This window comes from Streptomyces sp. DF42 (genome assembly GCF_058267695.1).
Genome location: NZ_CM177859.1, coordinates 5939796 through 5957876, shown reverse-complemented (window position 1 = coordinate 5957876; position 18081 = coordinate 5939796). Strand labels below are relative to the sequence as shown.

The window sequence follows — 18081 nt, the reverse complement described above, 5'->3', positions numbered from 1 at the left end:
GTACTGGCAACGAATGCGCTGATCAGGGCGTTGGGCGGTGCGGCGGGGCGGGTTTCGGCTTTTCGCGATCACAAGGCGGTCACGTGCGCCCTTGAACAGGGCCGTGCCCTTCTTCTCGGCCGCTGTGCCCTTGGGCATGTCGACGCGCGGTTCGTGCATGCGACCGGCGTCGGTGCGGATCATCAGCTCCATCACCCGGGTCGGGGAGCCCTCCAGCCGACGTGGGCGGCGGCGCGGGCCTCGCGGTGGGGGCGGCCGGCCGCCCGACGGCGGTGCTCGTCCTCGGGGTCGCCCGGCAGCCGGGGCTGCTTGACGGCTACGTCCCGCCCCACGAGTTCGTCGTACGCCTGCCAGACCGTGCCCATGCCGCCCGAGCCGATGCGCTCGGTGAGCCGGTGGCGCCCGCCGACCAGCCGGCCGCCGCGCCCCTGTTCGCCGCCTGCACTCATGCCTCATGAGCACCTTGCGCAACGGGGACCTGTCGACGCGGACCCCGCTACGGCGTCCAGTTGCCGAAGGCGAACGAGGCCCCCTGCCGCCGCACCTCCACCACCCCCGACCCGCCGAAGTGCGCCGGGATCACCAACTCACCCTGGTCCGCGGCCCGTTCCAGGACGCGCCGGCGCTCCGCAGCCGCATGCTCGGGGTCCAGGCAGAAGCAGCTGCTGCACTCGGGGTGCAGGATCTGGACCGGGCTGTGCATCAAGTCGCCCACGAAGACGACCTGTTCGCCGCCGGAGGCGACGCGCAGCACGGACGAGCCCGGGGTGTGCCCGGGGGTGGACTCCAGGGTCAGGTGCTCGTCGATGCGGTGTTCGCCGTCCCAGAGCACCGCCTGTCCGGACCTGTGGACGGGCGCGGCGCTGTCCTCGTAGGTCAGGCGGTCGTCGGGCCGTACGCCACCGCCGTACCCCCCGTCGGGGCCGAAGTGGTGGTCGTCGGCGACCGGGAGAAGGTACCTGGCGCCGGGGAAGGTCGGCACCCAACTGCCGTCCACGTCATGGGTGTTCCAGCCGACGTGGTCGCCGTGGATGTGGGTGTTGACGACGACGTCGACGTCCTCGGGCCGTACTCCGGCCCGTGCCAGGCGCTCCGGGAGGCCGAGCCCCTGCTGCCGGTGGAAGAGCGGATTTCCCGGCCGCTCCCGCCCGTGCCCCACGCCGGTGTCCACCAGCACGGTCCGCCCGCCGCTGCGCAGCACCCAGGTCTGCAGGGCGACGACGGCGCGGTCGCCGCCCGGCTCCCAGTGGTCCGGCGCCAGCGCCTCCCGGTTGTCCTCCCACACCTCGGGTGCGACGCCCGGTACGAGGCCGCGGGCGGGGGCGTAGGGCTTCTGCCACTCGACGATCCGGAGGACCTGGACGTCACCGATCACGAAGCTCTGCGTGGTTTCATCAGCCATACCCACGACGGTACGAACTCCGAATGAGCATTCCAATGCCTGATCCACTCTTCCGGATACGCATACGTCTCACACGCGATGCGCTCTCGCTTCGGGCCGGAGTAGGCTGCGGAGCCATGGACGTGGTGAGCGACGCGATCTCCGCCGTACGCATCGGGCAGCCCTCCTCGAACCGGCTGCGGGTCGGCGGCAGTTGGTGCACCCGGTTCGCCCCGTACGAGGGGGCGGGCTTCCATGTCGTCCTCGCGGGCAGCTGCTGGCTGCGGCCCGACGGGGGCGGCGAACCGGTGACGCTGGGTGCCGGGGACGTCGTACTGCTGCCGCACGGGGCGGGGCATGTGCTCGCGGACGCTCCCGGCGACACGACGAGGGCGGTGCCGTTCGAGGAGATGCGCCGGCCGCCCGCCGATCCGGCCGGGCGCGAGGTGGAGCTGCTGTGCGGCAAGTACCGCCTGGACCGCAGCCGGGTCCATCCCCTGCTGGCGGAGCTGCCGCAGGTCGTCCACCTGCCCAACCGTGTGGGCGCGCACCCCGAACTCCGTTCGGCTGTGGACCTGTTGGCCCGCGAACTCGACGAGCGCCGCCCGGGCGCCTGCCTGGCCCTGCCGAGCCTGCTCGACCTGCTGCTGATCTATTTGGTGCGTGCCTGGACGACGGAGTCGGACACCGGTTCCTGGCCGGCGGTCCTGGGCGACCCGGTGACCACGGCCGCCCTGCGCGCGCTGCACTCGGACCCGGCCGCCCCCTGGACCAACGACAGCCTGGCCGCGGAGGCGGGCGTGTCACGGGCGACGCTGGCGCGACGGTTCACGGCGCTGGTGGGCCGGCCCCCGATGGCGTATCTGACGTGGTGGCGGCTGACCCGCACGGCCGCGCTCCTGCGCGACACCGACGCCCCGCTGGCCTCGGTCGCCCGCGAGGCGGGGTACAGCAGCCCGTACGCGCTCTCGCACGCGTTCAGCAGGGAGTTCGGGGTGACACCGGGCAAGTACCGTGCGGGTGTACGGGGTTGAGGGCGGGTCAGAGCCGGCGGACGTCCCAGTTGGCGAGGGCCTCCCTGGCGATCTCCCGGCCCTCGTGGGTGAAGTAGCCCCGGCCCGGATAGTCGATCCACAGTCGGTACATGTCGCCGTTGCCCGCCCGGTAGTAGCGGACCTGGGCCTCACGCAGCTGCGGGTCGTCGGTGGCCGTGTAGACGATGGTGTTCTCGGCGGCCTTGCGGTCCTTGTAGGTGCTCTCCCGCGGATCGCCCTTGGGCGCGGGGGCGTCGGCGATGCCCCAGGAGTACTCGCCGTCCTGCAGCGTCGCCCACTCCGCGAAGGCCCTGGCCGCCGCGGACTCCGGGATCTCGTGGCCCTTGTCGTCGGCCTTGATGTCGCGGTCGACGGTGATCCAGACCGTGCCGCTCGGATCCTTGAACGTGGCGGTCGTCCCGTCCGAGTCGTCGGCGGGCTTGCTCTTCACGAACGCCGCGGGCACGCCGATGGCGGACCCGACCTTCGTCCCGAGGTCGTGCTTCCTCCAGCCGTCCGGCAGCGTCCCCGCGAACGGATCCGCGATCAGCAGATACGCCGCCACCGCCGCCGCGACGACACCCGCGCCGACGCCGAGCCACGCCCTGCGCCCGAGCCGGATCCCGCGCGTGACGATCTGCACGGGCTGGGTGGGCGCGGGGGCCGGCGGGTTCGCGGTCTCCGACAGCAGGTCCCGGATCCGGGCGGCGGTCGGCCGTGTGGCCGGATCCTTCTGCAGCAGGCCCGTGATCAGCTCGGCCAGCGGTCCCGGCGCCGAGGCGGGCGGTGCCGGCGTGGCGTTGAGGACGGACTGGAGCGTGGCCGGCGTGTTGCTGCGGCGGAACGGGGAGACGCCCTCCGTGGCCGCGTAGAGGACGACGCCGAGGGACCAGAGGTCGGAGGCCGGGCCCGGACGCTGGCCCAGCACCCGCTCGGGGGCGATGTACTCGGGCGAGCCGACGAAACCGCCGGTGTCCGTCAGGTTCGTCTCGCCCTCGATCCGGGCGATGCCGAAGTCGGTCAGGACGACGCGGCCGTGGCGGCCCAGAAGCACGTTGTCCGGCTTGACGTCACGGTGCAGGATGCCCGCCGCGTGCGCGGCCTCCAGAGCGCCGAGCACCTCCAGGCCGACCCTGGCCGCCTCGCGCGCGCCCAGCGTGCCCTCCTGCAGGGCATCACCGAGCGAACGTCCGTGCACCAGCTCCATGACGATCCACGGCCGGCCGTCCACGACCGCCACGTCATGGACGTTGACGACGGCCGGGTGGTCGAGGCGTGCCGCGGCGCGCGCCTCGCGGCGCATTCGCTCAAAGGCGTTGGCGCGTTCGCGCTCGGGAAGATGGTCCGGGACGCGGGGCTCCTTGACGGCGACCTCGCGGTCGACGGTCTCGTCCTTGGCCCGCCACACCGTGCCCATGCCGCCGTGCCCGAGCTTGGCCAGCAACCGGTAGCGGCCCGCGACGAGACGCCCGGCACCCGGATCCTGCATGGGCTGGGACGGCGACGGGACGACCTGCGTGGGCATCGCCTGCGTGGGCGACGCATGCGCGCTCGCCTGCTGCGGCGGTTGCAGAACAAAACTCGTCGTGTCGTCGGGCTCGCGGGCGGATCCCCCGTTGCTGCTCATGCGTCCATCCATATCGCGCCGGGCGCTCCCGCATCCACAAGGAATGCTTTCCGGTCACACAGCCGTGACCCGCACCGCCGCCTGTTTCCCTTTTGTGCATGCCCGGATATGCACGCCCGAAGGCGGTACGAAGGAGTGTGCCGCTCAGTGACGTACGAAGGTGTCGGTCGCGACATCGAAGTACTCCTTCGCCTCCCGCACCTTTCCCACCGGCGCCGACACCCACACGTCGTACAACCGCCCGCCCTCCTCCCAGCACAGGTCGTAGGTGTGCCGCGGCCCTTCTGCCGTACTGAAACCGTTCCAGGTGAACTCCCAGAGGGCGGCGGGGTGTTCGGCCCGCGTGGTCGAGATGACCCGGCCGTCGTGGTAACCGGGGTTCGTGTCGGCGCCCTTGGCGGCGGCGCGCCGCATCACGCCGAGCGGGCCGCCCGCCGCCGGGTCGACGACCTTGATGCCGAGGCGGAAAACCTGCCCCGGCGACAGGTAGAAGACGCGCTCACCCTGGGGCTCGCGGGTGAAGTCCTCCGGTACGGCGAGGGAGAAGCCCGCGGGGTCGTCGACCGTGCGGTAGCCGGAGGGGGCGGAGGGCCGGTGACTCGCGGTGACGCCGGCACCGGAGACCGTGGGGGACGACGCTGTGCTCGGGGCAGTGGGAGAGGCCGAGGCGCCGGGAGAGGCCGACGCGCTCGTCGGCGTATGTGGTCCCGGGCTCGTCGGGGTGCCGTCCCCGTCACCGTCCCGGTTCATGAGCAGCGCCGCCGCCGACACCCCGGCCCCGGCCATCGCGGCGACGAGCAGCGCGGCCACCAGCACGCTCCGGGTGGAGCGCCTGGTCTCCACCGTGGGCGACGGCGCGAGCGCCGGCGTCGGTGACGGCGTCGGCGCGGGCGCGGGCGGCACGTTCCGCTGGGTCGGGGTGTAACCGGGCGGATGCTCCGGGGTGCGGCCGGTGGCACGGTAGGCGCGCAGCATTCGCTCCGCCTGCTCCGCGTCCAGCCGCCGGTCCGGGTCACGCTCCAGCAGCCCCCGCACGACGGGCAGCAGCGGCTCGGCCTGCGCGGGCGGCCGTATCTCGTCGACCACCACCGCGTGCAGGATGCCGCCGAGCGAGTCGCGGCGGAACGGTGACTCGCCGCTCAGGACGGTGCACAGCAGCGCGCCCAGCGACCAGAGGTCGGACTCGGGGCCGGTCCTCGCACCGGACATCCGCTCCGGCGCGGTGTACTCGGGCGAGCCGACGAAGGAGCCGGTCTCGGTGAGCGTGGTGGCGCCGGCGACCTGGGCGATGCCGAAGTCGGTGAGGACGACCCGGTCCGTGCCGGACTCCACCAGGACGTTGGCGGGTTTGATGTCGCGGTGCAGGACGCCGGCCGCGTGCGCGGTGCGCAGCGCGCTCAGCAGTCCGACGCCGATACGGGCGGCCTCAGCGGCGTCGACCGGTCCGCGCGCGGAGACCCGGTCCGCGAGGGAGCCGCCGTCGATCAACTCCATGACGATGTACGGGCGTTCGTCGTGCTCCACCACGTCGTGGACGACGATGATGTGCGGATGGCGCAGCTGGGCCACCGCGCGGGCCTCGCGCAGGGTGCGGTCGCGCTGACGCCGGGCCTCGTCGGCGGAGAGCGTCTCGTCGAGGTCGAGTGGGATCTCCTTGACCGCCACCTGCCTGCCGAGCAGCTCGTCGGTCGCCCGCCACACCACGCCCATGCCACCGCGCCCGAGTCTCGCCTCAAGCCGGTAGCGGCCCGCGATGACGCGGGCGTTCTCCCCCTCGGTCCCCATGCGCCCCATCATGCCCCACCGGACGGACCGGCTCCGGGGCGCCGACCGGCCAACTCCGGCTACTGGTCCGTCTTCTCCTGCCAGCCCTGCAGTACCGACTTGAACTGCTTGCTCGTCTTCGCCCAGCTGTCGGCAGGCGCGGACATGTAGATCGCGTACTCCGTGCCCTCCCGCGAGAAGTACGTCTCCTCGATGGCGTGGCGCGGCCCGGCGACGTAGGGCGGGTCCTTGGCCAGCGCGGACCAGGTGTACTCCCACACGGAACCGTCGACGTCGCGGTACACGTTCTTCTCCAGCCGGACTCCCCTGTAGTCGACCAGGCGCTGCTTGAGCTGCTCGGCCAGGTCGAGTTGGTGCGAGTAGGCGTCCTTGAAGTCCGGCGAGGCGTCGATGGCGATGCGGACGAAGTGCTTGCCGTTGTCGGGCGTGTAGTCGACCTGGCGGAGGTCGCCGTCGACGCCGACGATCTTCCGGTGCCAGCCCTTGGGCAGGTAGAGGGTGAAACCCCAGGGGTCGTCGTAGCGCTTCCACGCGGCGGGGACACCCCCGGCGGGGGTGCTGGTCGGGCCGCTCGACGCGGGCGAGCTCTCCGATACGGAGGGTGCGCCGCCGCCGTTCGGATGCCCCCCGTCCCATTTCTGCCATGCCACCGCCGCGCCGCCGCCGATGATCGCGGCGAAGGCGACCGTGAGCGCGAGGGACCGCAGACGGCGGCGCTTCGGCGCGGGGACCGGGCCCGTGGGCATCCCGGTCGGCCCGATCGACGTGGGCGCCGAGACGGGCGGATACGGCGTCGACGAGCCCGACTGCGGACCCGTACCGGCCTCCGTCTCGTAGCGGGAGCCCACGTGCTGCGTCGGCACGTACGCCTGCGCCTGATTCGAGCGGCGCCCCTCGGCCGCCTCGGCGAGCATCTGCTCGGCTTCCGCCAGGCCGGGTCGGGCGGCCGGGTCCTTGTGCAGCAGCGCGGCCATGACGGGCCCGAGCGGGCCGGCGTAGTGCGGCTCGGCGGCGTGCTCCTCGACGACCGCCTGCATCGTGGACAGCGGCGAGGTGCGGCGGAACGGCGACCTGCCCTCCACCGCCGTGTACAGCGTGGCGCCGAGCGCCCACAGGTCGGAGGCGGGGCCCGGGTCGTGGCCGCGGACGCGCTCGGGGGCGAGGTAGTCGACCGAGCCGACGACCTCTCCGGTGCGTGTGATCGTCGTGTCGCCCTCGATCTGGGCGATGCCGAAGTCGGTGAGCAGGACGCGTCCGTCGTGGGCGACGAGCACGTTGCCCGGCTTCACGTCACGGTGCAGCACGCCGGCGGAGTGCGCGGCGCGCAGCGCCCGCAGCACCCACAGTCCGATGCGCGCGACCTCCGCCGGCTCGACCCGCCCGTGCTCCTTGACCGCGTCGGCCAGCGAGTACCCCTCGACCAGCTCCATCACGATCCACGGGCGGCCGTCGTGCTCCAGCACGTCATGGACGGTGACGACCGCGGAGTGGTTGATGCGCGCGGCGGCGCGCGCCTCCGCTCGCGTGCGCGCGAGCAACCGCTCCTGGTCGCTCTCGGACACGTAGAGCGCGGCGGTCAACTCCTTGATCGCGACTGCTCGGTGCAGTACCTCGTCGTGTGCGCGCCACACGCGGCCCATGCCGCCGCTGCCGATCGATTCGGCGAGCCGGTAGCGGCCCGCGACAAGCTGGCCCTGCATCTGATTCACGTTGCCCCGCAATGCTCTTGACAGGGTCAGACTAAGGACCGGCCCGCCAACAGGGAACAAGGGGGGTCCCAAGGAGACCGCACTGTGACGGTTGTCGCTTCTGTGCGCAGGGCGCAACCATTCGCGCCCTTCACGGAGCCTTCACGGACGAGTTCAGTCGGTCACCTGATACGAGGCCGACGCCTGTTCGTAAAGCTTCGTCACCTCGTCCCGCTGGGACTCCGGGCCGCGCACCTGCACAATGTGGTACCGCCCGTTGATGAGCATCGCGAGGTTGCGCACATACAGGTCGCGCCCGCTGCCGTCGGTCCAGGTGAACTGTCCCTCGGCCGAGGCCCGCGTCCCCACGGTCACGGTGCGCAGTCCGGTCGCGGTGGCCCAGCTGGAGCTGCGGTACGGCTGCAGCTCGTGCTCCGTGTCCCGCTGATACACCATCGGATCGCTGCCGTAGGTGACCGCGCCGTCCCGTCCCTTCACGACGATGAGCTCGAAGCCGCCGTGCGAGTACACCACTTGGTTCCAGCTGTTCTTGCCGGCCCGGGACCAGCCTTTGGCGACGGCCACCCGGAAGCCCTCCGGGTCCTTGCGCAGGGTGAAGCCGTCCGCGACGTCCGGCCCGGTGGTCTGACTCTCCGTCGCACCCGCCGAATGGGACGGGGATGCGCTGCCGTCGGCCTTCGGGGAGGTCTGGTCGGGGCGTGGCTCGCCGCCGGCCTCCGGGTGCGACTGCGTGGGGGCGGCGCCGGCGTCACCCGCCGTGCCGGTACGGTCGCTGCCCGCCGCTCTGCTCTCGCCGGACTTCGGCATGAAGAACATGGCGTACGCGACCGCCGCGGCCAGCAGGAGCAGGATCAGCAGGAGCAGGGTGCGCCCGAGTCTGCGCGGCGACTTCGCCTCCTGCTTGGCCCGCTTGTGCCGCCCGTGCGCGCTGGTCGCGGGGAGTCCGGCGCGGCGCCTGCGCACCAGCTCGCCGCGGCGCCGTACGACGGGCAGCCTGCTGGTGTCGGCCGGCGGTGCGGCGACGACGTGCGCACCGGCGTCGGGCTCGGGCGCGGACCGCACCAGCGAGCGCAGCCAGCCCCCCAGTTCCTCGAAGTCGAGGCGCTCGGTGGGGTCCTGACGCAGCAACGACTCGACGACCGGCCTGAGCGGCCCGCACTCCTCGGCGAACGCGGGCGGTTCGGCACACACCATCTGCACCAGCTCGGCCGTCGACTCCTCCGGATACGGCGCATGCCCCTGTACGGCCCTGAAGAGCAGCGCCCCCAGCGCCCACAGGTCGGTCGCTGGCCCGATCGGCGCCGCCAGCTGCCAGTTCTCGTGCACCGGACCGGCCTGCTCCGGCGCCCATCGCTCCGTCACGGCCCCCACGACAGCCATCCGCGCCTGCCGGGCCCGCTCGGCGGCGAGCGGGGTGGCGGGGCCTCGGGGGACGGGGGTGCCCGCCACGAGGTCGTCCCAGCGACTGGGGGGCGTCGCGCCCGGCGGCAGCGGGGCGGGCGTGGAACCGGGCAGGGCAGGGGTGTTGGCCACGGGCGCCGGCACCCCGGCGGGGGGCGCCGTGTCCAGGCCGGGGGCGGGAAGACCGGACGGGGGAGCGGCGCCGAGACCGGGGGGCATGCCCGGCTGAGCCGCGTAGCCGTCGTCGTCTGTGTAGGCAGCTCCGCCGGCGCCCTCGTCGGGAGGGAAGCCGCCGGTTCCGGTGCGGGGCGCGGCACCGTGCCAGGAGGGGGCGCCCATGCCGTAGGGGTCGGCTATCTGCCCGGCGGAAGCGGTGGTGCCGGGCGCGCTCTGCACACCGTCGCCCGAAGTGTGCGTCTGTGCCGAGCCGTTGGCCTGGGCCGCGGGGTCGCCCTCGGGTGCGGAACGTGCGCCGGGCAGTGCCGCCCGCCCGCTCTGCTGCGCCTCCTGGACCCTGGCCGCGGCCCGGGCGCCCGCCCGGTACGCGGCGATCGCGCCGGCCCGCGCGGCCCGGACGTCCCCGCCGCCTTCGAGGGCCTTGGGCGCGAAGGCACCCGACGGCCCGGCCCCGTTCGCCGTGTCGGCCCCGACGGGCGGCAGTCCCCCGGCCGCACGCGCCCCGATGGCGGCACGCCGGGCCGCCTCGGGATCGGCGCCGCCGAAACCACCGGGACCGCCCTGGGCGCCAAATCCGCCTTGTGTGCTCTGGGCTCCCGGGGACTCCGGAAACCCCTGTCCCCCTTGGGCGTCTTGGGCGCCTTGCGGAACCGGCCCACCCGAGGGGCCTGCGGCAGCGCCGGGACTGCCGTCCCCGTCACCCTCCGGAGCCGGCACCGGGTCGTACCCGCACAGCGCTTCCTCCGCCGCCCCCACCGCGAGCCCGGTCAGCATCACCCGGCCGTCGTCGCAGACGAGCACCGTGCGGGCCGTGATGTTCCGGTGAACCCAGCCGTGGGCGTGCAGCACGCGCAACGCCATCAGGACGTCGGAGGCCACCTCGGCCGCCCGATACGGCGTCAGTGGCTTCTCGGCGAGCAGTGCGGCCAGCGGTCGCGCCGCCACCAATTCGCTGACGATCCACAGCGAACCGCCCTCGGCGAACACGTCGAAGACCTGGTCGAGCCGTGGATGGTCGGGTATCCGCGCCGCGGCCTGCGCGGCCTCGACCGCACGCCGTACGGCGGGATCGGTGGGCCGCCGCACCCCGGTGCGCGCCGCGGACCGCCGCGCTCCCCGGTCCCGCGGGTCACGGGCCGTGAAACCGTCGGGCAGCCCCTCCGCGTCGAGCACCTCGGCCTCGACGACTTCCGGCAAGGGCACCTGCCTGACCAGGACTTCCTGTCCGCTGTAGGTGTCGAAGGCCCGGGTGTCGGTGAGTTCGTACTCGTCGGCGGGCGGCAGTGGCAGGCGGTAGCGGTCGGCGAGTACCCGTCCCGCATAGTCGTCCACGTTGCCTCCCCCGGCAGCCCGGTCGGTCAATTCCGTTCGCCTTGCGCCCCGTTCCGCACCCATACCCGGATGCGTACGGTCCGTAAGCACTCACGATACGTGCCGGAGGCAACCCGCAATGAGGGGATGACAGATCTCGCGGCTCAAACGCGGGTTCGACCACTTCACGACTTGGGTTCGAACGTCTTCGCGAGCGTCTGCCAGGTGTCCTTACGGAGTTCACTGCCCCAATTGGCGGCTTTCGCCGTGTACATCAGCGCATACCCGAGATGGTCGTTCACGACGAAACCCCGGTCGATCGTCCGGTACTTCGTCCCGCTCTCCACATAGGTGAACTCCCAGTCGGCCGTATTCCAGCCGCGGTAGTCCACCTGCTCTATGCGGATCTTCCGGTACTGCGAGCGCACCATGTAGCGCTCCTGGTTCTTCCAGTCGCCGACCGGGTCGCCCTTGGGCGTGGACGTCCAGGCGACGAGCAGCTTCTGCCCGTCAGGTCCGGTGAACCGGTCCCCCGCGGCACTCGCGGCATGGAACGCCCACCCCTTGGGCAGCCCGATCGAATACCCCTGGCCCCCCTTGTGCGACGTCTCCACCGCGCTTCCGTCCCCGGATGCCCCGCCGTTTCCGCCGGTCGCGGTCGGACTGTTGCTGGGCGTGCCGCCCTTCGAACTCGACCCGGACTGCGAAGCGCCCCCGCCCTCACGGGTCCCGCCCCTTGTGTCCTCCTTGGTGCCGGCAGTGGTCGACGCGCTCGCCGCCGCCTTCCTGCCACCGCCCCCGGCCCCGCTCGCGTCCTTGTCGCCGTCGCCACCGAGCGTGAGGGCCAGCACGGTGCCGAGCACGGCGAGCACGATCACCACCGCGATGATCACCAGCGTCCGCTTGGGCACCACATCGGTGAGCGGCGCCCTGGGCACGGACCGCGGCGGCAGGTCCGGGGGCGGCATGACCGGCCACCCCGCACTGCGCCCGCCGGCCTGTGTGTTCGCCCCTTTTGACCCGCGCTCCGATCCTCCGGAGCCCGCGCCCTTCGCAGAAGCCGATGACGCCGACGAAGCAGCCGCCGCCGAGGAACCGGAAGCAGCCGAGGTACCCGTCGCCGCCGACGCACCCGAAGGAGACGACGTACTCGAAGGAGACGACGTACTCGAAGGAGACGACGCACCGGAAGGGGACGACTGGGCCGGCGCCGACGGTGCCGAGGACGGCAACGAGGCCGTCGGCGGAGCCGGAGGCACGGGAGGCACCGCAGGCATCGGCGCCGTGGAGCCGACCGCACCCGACGCCGCACCGCCGGACTGCCCGGTGGACGTGGCGCCACCGGATCCCGAATCCGCCGTACCGCTACCCGACTTGCCCCGAGTGGCCGCCGCCGAACCGGCCGCCCCCACGGCGGCCTTGCGCACGGAACGCAGCGCCCCGCGCAGCTTCTCCGCGGCCTCCTCGCCCCGCTTGGGACCGGAGCCCCCCGAACCCCGCCTGCTCTCGGGCCCGTCGGGCTGCACCGGCAACGGCACGACCCTGGTCTCGTCGGCAGGAGGCTCCGGCTCGGCCGCCTTCGGCTCGGGCGCGTGGATCACCGCGTTGAGCATCGCCCGCGCGCCGGCGTCGTCGAGCCGCTTCGCCGGGTCCTTGGTGAGCAGTCCGTAGATGACGTCCGTCAGCGGCCCCGCGTTCTTCGGCTCCTCCAACTGCTCGGTCATCACGGCGGTCAGCGTCGCGATCGCGGAACCCTTGTCGTACGGCGGCACGCCCTCGACCGCCGCGTACAGCAGTCCGCCGAGCGACCACAGGTCGGCCGCGGGGCCCGGCTTGTGCCCGCGGGCCCGCTCCGGGGAGATGTAGGAGGGCGCGCCGACGAGCATGCCGGTCGAGGTGATCGACGGGTCGCCCTCGACCTGGGCGATGCCGAAGTCGGTGAGCACGACCCGCTGGGTGTCGGACTCCAGCAGGACGTTCGACGGCTTCACGTCACGGTGCAGAATGCCCTCGCGGTGCGCCGAACGCAGCACGTCGAGGATGGCCAGCCCGACCTCCGCCGCCCGCCTCGGCTCCAGCAGGCCGTCCTCCCGGATGAACTCGGCGAGCGACTTGCCCTCGACGAGCTCCATCACGATCCACGGCCGGTCGTCCTCCTCGACCACGTCGAAGACCGTCACCGCGCTGTTGTTGCGGATCCGCGCGATCGCCTTGGCCTCGCGCAGCGTCCGCGTGATCAGCCGGCGCTTCTCGTCCTCGTCGATGTTCGACGGGAACCGCAACTCCTTGACGGCGACCGTCCGGCCCAGGGTTTCGTCCTCGGCCCGCCACACCGTGCCCATGCCACCACGGCCGAGCACCTTCCCCAGCCGGTACCGCCCGGCGAGAAGACGCTCGCGGTTGTCCTGACGAGTGTCCTGACGAGATGTTCCCGCCCGCTCCGCCTCCGACATGCGTCCCCTCATGCAACCCGCCCTGACAGAGCCTTCATTGTCCCTCACCCGACAAGTGCGCGTCGCCCAGGGTGCCCCTGGCACAGTACGGGGTGCCTGTGCACGCGAGACCCTGCCGAACCGCGCCGTCCGCCACCCTGCATGATGGGCCGCGACAAGGCGCGACAAGGGAGGACGCGATGCCGCCGCTTCGGACGCTGCTGGCCGTGCCGGTGTCCCTGGCGCTGCTCGCTCTCACCCCCGCCGCCTCCTCCGCGCCCACCGCACCGGCCACGGACACGCTCCTCCCGCTTCTGGTCACCGCGGGCGGGGCCCCCGCCGCAGCCCTCCTGGCCCGCGAGGAGTCCGGCACCCGCTACTCCGGGGCCGGCCGAGGCATCAGCCGTGCCGACCACTTCCGCGCCGGCAGCATCACCAAGACCTTCATCGCGACGGTCGTCCTGCAACTCGCCGCAGAGCACCGGCTGTCGCTGTCCGACACGGTGGAGCAGCATCTCCCGGGCCTGGTGCACGGAGCGGGCAACGACGGCCGCGCGCTGACCCTGCGTTCCCTGCTCACCCACACCAGCGGCCTGAACGACTTCTCCGCGGACACCAAGGGCGTGATCGCCCTCTCCCCCCTTCAAGCGGTACGCATCGCACTCACCCACCCTCCGGCCGAACCCGGCCGCTTCTCCTACTCGAACACCAACTACGTGCTGCTCGGCATGGTCATCGATCAGGTCACCGGCCACTCCTACGCCACCGAGGCCGAGCGGCGCATCATCGCTCCGCTGGGTCTGACGGGTACCTCCTTTCCTGGTGCGCGCGCTTCTCTCCCCTCGCCGCACGGCCGCGCCTACGCCGCCGACGGAACCGACGTCACCGAACTCGACCCGCGGGTGGCCGGAGCCGCGGGCGAGCTGGTGACCACGCTGGCCGATCTGGACCGCTTCTACGCGGCACTGCTCGGAGGCCGGCTGCTGCCCTCACGCCGGCTGCGCGAGATGCGCGACACCCGGGCCGCACACGGGTTGTACGGCATGGGCCTGTTCCCTCAGAAGCTGCCGTGCGGCATCACGGTGTGGGGGCACAACGGCCGTATCACCGGCAGCTACGTGCGCACCGCGGCCACCGTCGACGGTCGTCGCGTCCTCACCTTCCGGGTGAACACGACGGCGGTCACAGATCCCGGCCTCGAACCGGCCCTGCTCGCCGCCGAGTTCTGCCCCCGCACCCCGTAGAACGACCCGGTTCCGAACGAAGATCCCGGTTCGCGACACTCGTTCGAGTGACGTTCGTTCCGCCCGAAACTCACTGCCCGAACGTCCCGTCCGATCGTTTCGCCCGAACGTCCCACCCCCGACGCTCTACAGCGGCACGATGTCCGGCGCGCCGAGCCTCGCCGCGTCCGCCGTCAGATCGTCCGGCTGCCGCTGCGACTCCCGCTCGGCCTCCACCCGCTTCTCGTAGTGCTCGACCTCGCGCTCGATGTGGTCCTTGTCCCAGCCGAGCACGGGCGCCATGAGCTCGGCCGCCTCCCGCGCGCTCCGCGTCCCCCGGTCGAAGGTCTCGATGGAGATGCGGGTGCGCCGGGTCAGCACGTCGTCCAGGTGCCGTGCGCCCTCGTGCGAGGCGGCGTACACGATCTCGGCGCGCAGATAGTCGTCGGCGGCCTGCAGGGGCTCGCCGAGCGAGGAGTCGGCGGTGACGAGGTCGAGGACCTCCTCCGCCATCGCCCCGTACCGGTTCAACAGGTGTTCCACGCGCACCACATGAAGACCCGTCCGGGCCGCGATCCGCGCTCGCGCGTTCCACAGCGCCCGGTAGCCCTCGGCTCCCAGCAGCGGCACGTCCTCCGTCACGCACTCGGCGACCCGCATGTCGAGCCCGTGCACCGCCTCGTCGACCGCGTCCTTGGCCATCACCCGGTACGTCGTGTACTTGCCGCCCGCCACCACGACGAGGCCGGGCGCGGGATGCGCCACGGTGTGCTCGCGCGAGAGCTTGCTGGTGGCGTCCGACTCACCGGCCAGCAGCGGGCGCAGGCCCGCGTACACGCCCTGCACGTCGTCCCGCGTGAGCGGCACCGCGAGCACCGAGTTCACATGCTCCAGCAGGTAGTCGATGTCCGCGCTGGAAGCGGCCGGGTGCGCCTTGTCGAGGTCCCAGTCGGTGTCCGTGGTTCCGATGATCCAGTGCCGGCCCCAGGGGATCACGAACAGCACGGACTTCTCCGTGCGCAGGATCAGTCCGGACGAGGAGTTGATGCGGTCCTTCGGTACGACCAGGTGGATGCCCTTGGACGCCCGTACGTGGAACTGTCCGCGCTCTCCCACCATGCCCTGGGTGTCGTCGGTCCACACGCCCGTCGCGTTGACGACCTGCTTGGCGCGGACCTCGTACTCGCCGCCCGCCTCGACGTCCTGCACGCGCGCGCCGACGACCCGCTCGCCCTCGCGCACGAATCCCGTCACGCGCGCGCGGTTGGCGACCTTCGCGCCGTACGACGCCGCCGTACGCACCAGCGTGGCCACATAGCGGGCGTCGTCCATCTGCGCGTCGTAGTACTGCAGGGCGCCGACCAGCGAGTCCTTCTTCAGGGCCGGTGCCACGCGCAGGGCGTGACGGCGGGTCAGGTGACGGTGCAGGGGCAGGCCACGGCCGTGTCCGCGGGCCATCGACATGGCGTCGTAGAGCGCGACGCCCGATCCGGCATACAGGCGCTCCCAGCCCTGGTGCTGCAAGGGGTACAGGAACGGCACCGGCTTCACCAGATGCGGGGCCAACCGCTCCAGGAGCAGCCCGCGCTCCTTCAGCGCCTCCCGTACGAGCGCGAAGTCGAGCATCTCCAGATAGCGCAGTCCGCCGTGGACCAGCTTGCTGGACCTGCTGGACGTGCCGGACGCCCAGTCACGCGCCTCGACCAGGCCCGTGGACAGGCCGCGTGTCACGGCGTCCAGTGCGGTGCCCGCACCGACCACGCCGGCGCCCACCACCAGCACGTCCAGCTCGCGCTCCGCCATTCCCGCCAGTGACTCGGCTCGCTGCGCCGGCCCCAGTGTCGCTGTCCTCACCGCTGCCTCCCGCTATCAGTAGCGTCGGCCGCACCCGTGGGGCGAAGCCCGGTTCCTGTCCCCCTGCCCAAAATTCTGACCGGCTTGCCCGACTTCAGCCACCACGCACCCTCAGCCTGTGGACAACATTCCCAGGACCTGCGGAAAACACGGACAGCCAATACCGCAAGTAGGTCATATTTACTCCTAGTGTGACATTGCGCCTCACCTGTCCTGTCCACAGGGCTTGCGCACCTGTCCCGCTTCGGTTACTGGGAAGGACGGCCCACGCCATGCCCGCAGATCTCGCCGTCATCGGACTCGGCCCGTTCGGCCTGCCCCTGGCCCAGGCAGCCGTCGCGGCCGGCATCTCCACGCTCGGCTACCGGACCGGGCCCGAGCCCGGCTCCCTCAGCCCCGCGGAACTGCGCCGGATGCTCTCGGGGGGCTTCCGGCACGCCACCAGCCCGGCCGAGCTCGGCCGGGTACGCACCGCGGTCATCTGCGCGCCGACCCCGCGCGGCGCGGACGGCCTCGATCTCGCCCAGGTGGAGGCGGCGGCCCGCACCCTGGCCGCGCGGCTGCGCCCGCACACCACGGTCATCCTGGAGTCGCCCGTCCCCCCTGGCACCACGGAGGAGTTTCTGCGCGCCCTTCTCGAAGAGGGCTCCGGGCTCCGCGCGGGCCGCGACTTCCACCTCGCCTACTCGCCCAGCCGGGTGGACCCCGGCAACCGCGACTTCACGCCGGCCAACACCCCCAAGGTGATCGGTGGCCTCACCCCCGCCTGCACCGAGTCCGCCGCCGCGTTCTACAGCCGCCTCACCGACAAGGTGGTACGCGCGCGTGGACTGCGCGAGGCGGAGACCGTGCAGCTGCTGGAGACAAACTTCCGGCACGTGAACATCGCCCTCGTCAACGAGATGGCCGTCCTCTGCAACGACCTGGGCGTCGACCTGTGGGACGTCATCCGTTGCGCGGAGACCAAGCCGTTCGGCTTCGAGGCGTTCCGCCCCGGCCCTGGAGTCGGCGGCCACGCCGTCCCCCAGGACCTGACCGGCTCCGCGGGCCGCACTCTGCGCATGGTCGAACTGGCCCAGCAGGTCAACAGCCAGATGCCCCGTTACGTCATCCAGCGCGCGGCGGCCCTCCTGAACGAGCACGGCAAGTCGGCGCGCGGCGCGCGCGTGCTGCTCCTCGGCGTCACCTACAAGCCCGACCTCGCCGACCAACAGGGCACACCCGCCCGGGAGATCGCCGTCCGCCTCACGGAACTCGGCGCCTCGGTCAGCTACCACGACCCGTACGTCCCGTCCTGGATCGTCCTGGAACGCCCGGTCCCGCGCGCGGAGTCCCTCTACGACGCCGCGGCCGACGCCGACCTGACGATCCTGCTCCAGCACCACCGCACGTACGACCTGCAGGGCCTGTCCGTGAAGGCCCAACTCCTGCTGGACACAAGGGGAGCGGCACCGACGGGAGCCGCCCACCGTCTGTGACGGCAAATTCGCTGGTCACCCTGTCGTCCCGGCCTGCTACTCTCCCTCCACTCGCCGCACAGTCGTGCGCGCGCTTCTCCGCGTCACCATCCGCTCGTTCCATCCCGTGGGGGGATCTCTGTCATGAGCCAGTCAGCTCCGCCGCCGCAGCAGCCGCAGCCCCAGCCGGTCGACGGCAACCCGTTCGCGCAGCAGCCGGGCGCCGTACCGCCGCCACCGGCGCCGGGGGTCCCGTACGTGGCCGTTCCCGCTCCCGCCCCGGTGAGCGGCAACATCGGTCTCGGCCTGGCGGCCGCCTTCGCCGCCGCCGTGGTCTCCGCCGGGGTCTACGGCGCGATCATCGGTATGACCAAGCACGAGATCGGCTGGGCCGCCGTGGGCGTCGGCTTCCTGATCGGCCTCGCCGCAGGCCGCGTCGGCGGACGCAACCCCGTGCTGCCGGTCGCGAGCGCGGTCCTGTCCCTCGCTTCGGTCTACGTCGGCCAGCTGGTGGGCGAGGCCATGCTCGGTGCCAAGGAGACCGGGCTGGGCTTCAGCGAACTCTTCTTCCAGCACTTCGCCGCCGTCCAGGAGGCCTGGAAGGCGGACGCCGACCCGCTGACCTTCCTGTTCTTCGCGATAGCCGCGTACGTGGCGTTCACCGGCGCCAGGAAGGCCGCGGCGTGACGC

General features: G+C 72.3%; 11 protein-coding genes and 1 pseudogene. 4 read left to right on the top strand and 8 right to left on the bottom strand.

Annotation, left to right across the window (positions count from 1 at the left end; genetic code table 11):
- Nucleotides 1-218 precede the first annotated feature (218 nt).
- Both ACYUED_RS27445 and ACYUED_RS27440 read right to left on the bottom strand, forming a co-directional pair.
- Nucleotides 219-449 (bottom strand): annotated as a pseudogene (locus tag ACYUED_RS27445) (serine/threonine protein kinase); the annotation flags it as partial.
- Nucleotides 450-496: 47 nt separating this feature from the next.
- Nucleotides 497-1402, bottom strand: a complete 906-nt coding sequence (locus ACYUED_RS27440; RefSeq protein ID WP_491286030.1) for an MBL fold metallo-hydrolase — start codon at nt 1400-1402, stop codon at nt 497-499.
- Between the two features lie 116 nt (nt 1403-1518).
- Between ACYUED_RS27440 and ACYUED_RS27435 the strand changes: the two genes are divergently transcribed.
- A complete protein-coding gene (locus ACYUED_RS27435; protein ID WP_491286028.1) occupies nt 1519-2415 on the top strand; it encodes an AraC family transcriptional regulator in 897 nt (298 codons plus the stop codon).
- Between the two features lie 7 nt (nt 2416-2422).
- Here the strand turns inward: ACYUED_RS27435 and ACYUED_RS27430 are convergent, their stop codons facing one another.
- The 5 genes from ACYUED_RS27430 to ACYUED_RS27410 form a co-directional block, all read right to left on the bottom strand.
- Complete coding sequence (locus tag ACYUED_RS27430; protein WP_491286026.1) at nt 2423-4042, bottom strand: serine/threonine-protein kinase; 1620 nt, start codon at nt 4040-4042, stop codon at nt 2423-2425.
- A 144-nt stretch (nt 4043-4186) separates the two neighbouring features.
- Complete coding sequence (locus ACYUED_RS27425) at nt 4187-5827, bottom strand: serine/threonine-protein kinase (RefSeq protein ID WP_491286025.1); 1641 nt, start codon at nt 5825-5827, stop codon at nt 4187-4189.
- Between the two features lie 59 nt (nt 5828-5886).
- The gene (locus ACYUED_RS27420) at nt 5887-7527 is read right to left on the bottom strand and encodes a serine/threonine-protein kinase (RefSeq protein WP_491286023.1); all 1641 of its coding nucleotides are present in this window, start codon (nt 7525-7527) and stop codon (nt 5887-5889) included.
- 162 nt (nt 7528-7689) lie between these two features.
- Complete coding sequence (locus ACYUED_RS27415; protein ID WP_491286021.1) at nt 7690-10446, bottom strand: serine/threonine kinase C-terminal domain-containing protein; 2757 nt, start codon at nt 10444-10446, stop codon at nt 7690-7692.
- A gap of 164 nt (nt 10447-10610) precedes the next feature.
- The gene (locus ACYUED_RS27410; RefSeq protein ID WP_491294454.1) at nt 10611-12878 is read right to left on the bottom strand and encodes a serine/threonine-protein kinase; all 2268 of its coding nucleotides are present in this window, start codon (nt 12876-12878) and stop codon (nt 10611-10613) included.
- A gap of 179 nt (nt 12879-13057) precedes the next feature.
- Between ACYUED_RS27410 and ACYUED_RS27405 the strand changes: the two genes are divergently transcribed.
- Complete coding sequence (locus tag ACYUED_RS27405) at nt 13058-14101, top strand: serine hydrolase domain-containing protein (protein ID WP_491286020.1); 1044 nt, start codon at nt 13058-13060, stop codon at nt 14099-14101.
- A 126-nt stretch (nt 14102-14227) separates the two neighbouring features.
- Here ACYUED_RS27405 and ACYUED_RS27400 read toward each other — a convergent pair whose 3' ends face one another.
- On the bottom strand, nt 14228-15934 hold the full coding sequence (locus tag ACYUED_RS27400) for a glycerol-3-phosphate dehydrogenase/oxidase (RefSeq protein ID WP_491286018.1): 1707 nt from the start codon (nt 15932-15934) through the stop codon (nt 14228-14230).
- A gap of 272 nt (nt 15935-16206) precedes the next feature.
- Here ACYUED_RS27400 and ACYUED_RS27395 point away from each other — a divergent pair, with 272 nt between their 5' ends.
- Both ACYUED_RS27395 and ACYUED_RS27390 read left to right on the top strand, forming a co-directional pair.
- Entirely contained in the window at nt 16207-17412 is a 1206-nt protein-coding gene (locus ACYUED_RS27395; protein WP_491286016.1) for a nucleotide sugar dehydrogenase, read from the top strand.
- Nucleotides 17413-17535: 123 nt separating this feature from the next.
- Nucleotides 17536-18078, top strand: coding sequence for a hypothetical protein (locus ACYUED_RS27390; protein ID WP_491286014.1), 543 nt, complete (start codon nt 17536-17538; stop codon nt 18076-18078).
- The last annotated feature ends 3 nt before the right edge of the window (nt 18079-18081 follow it).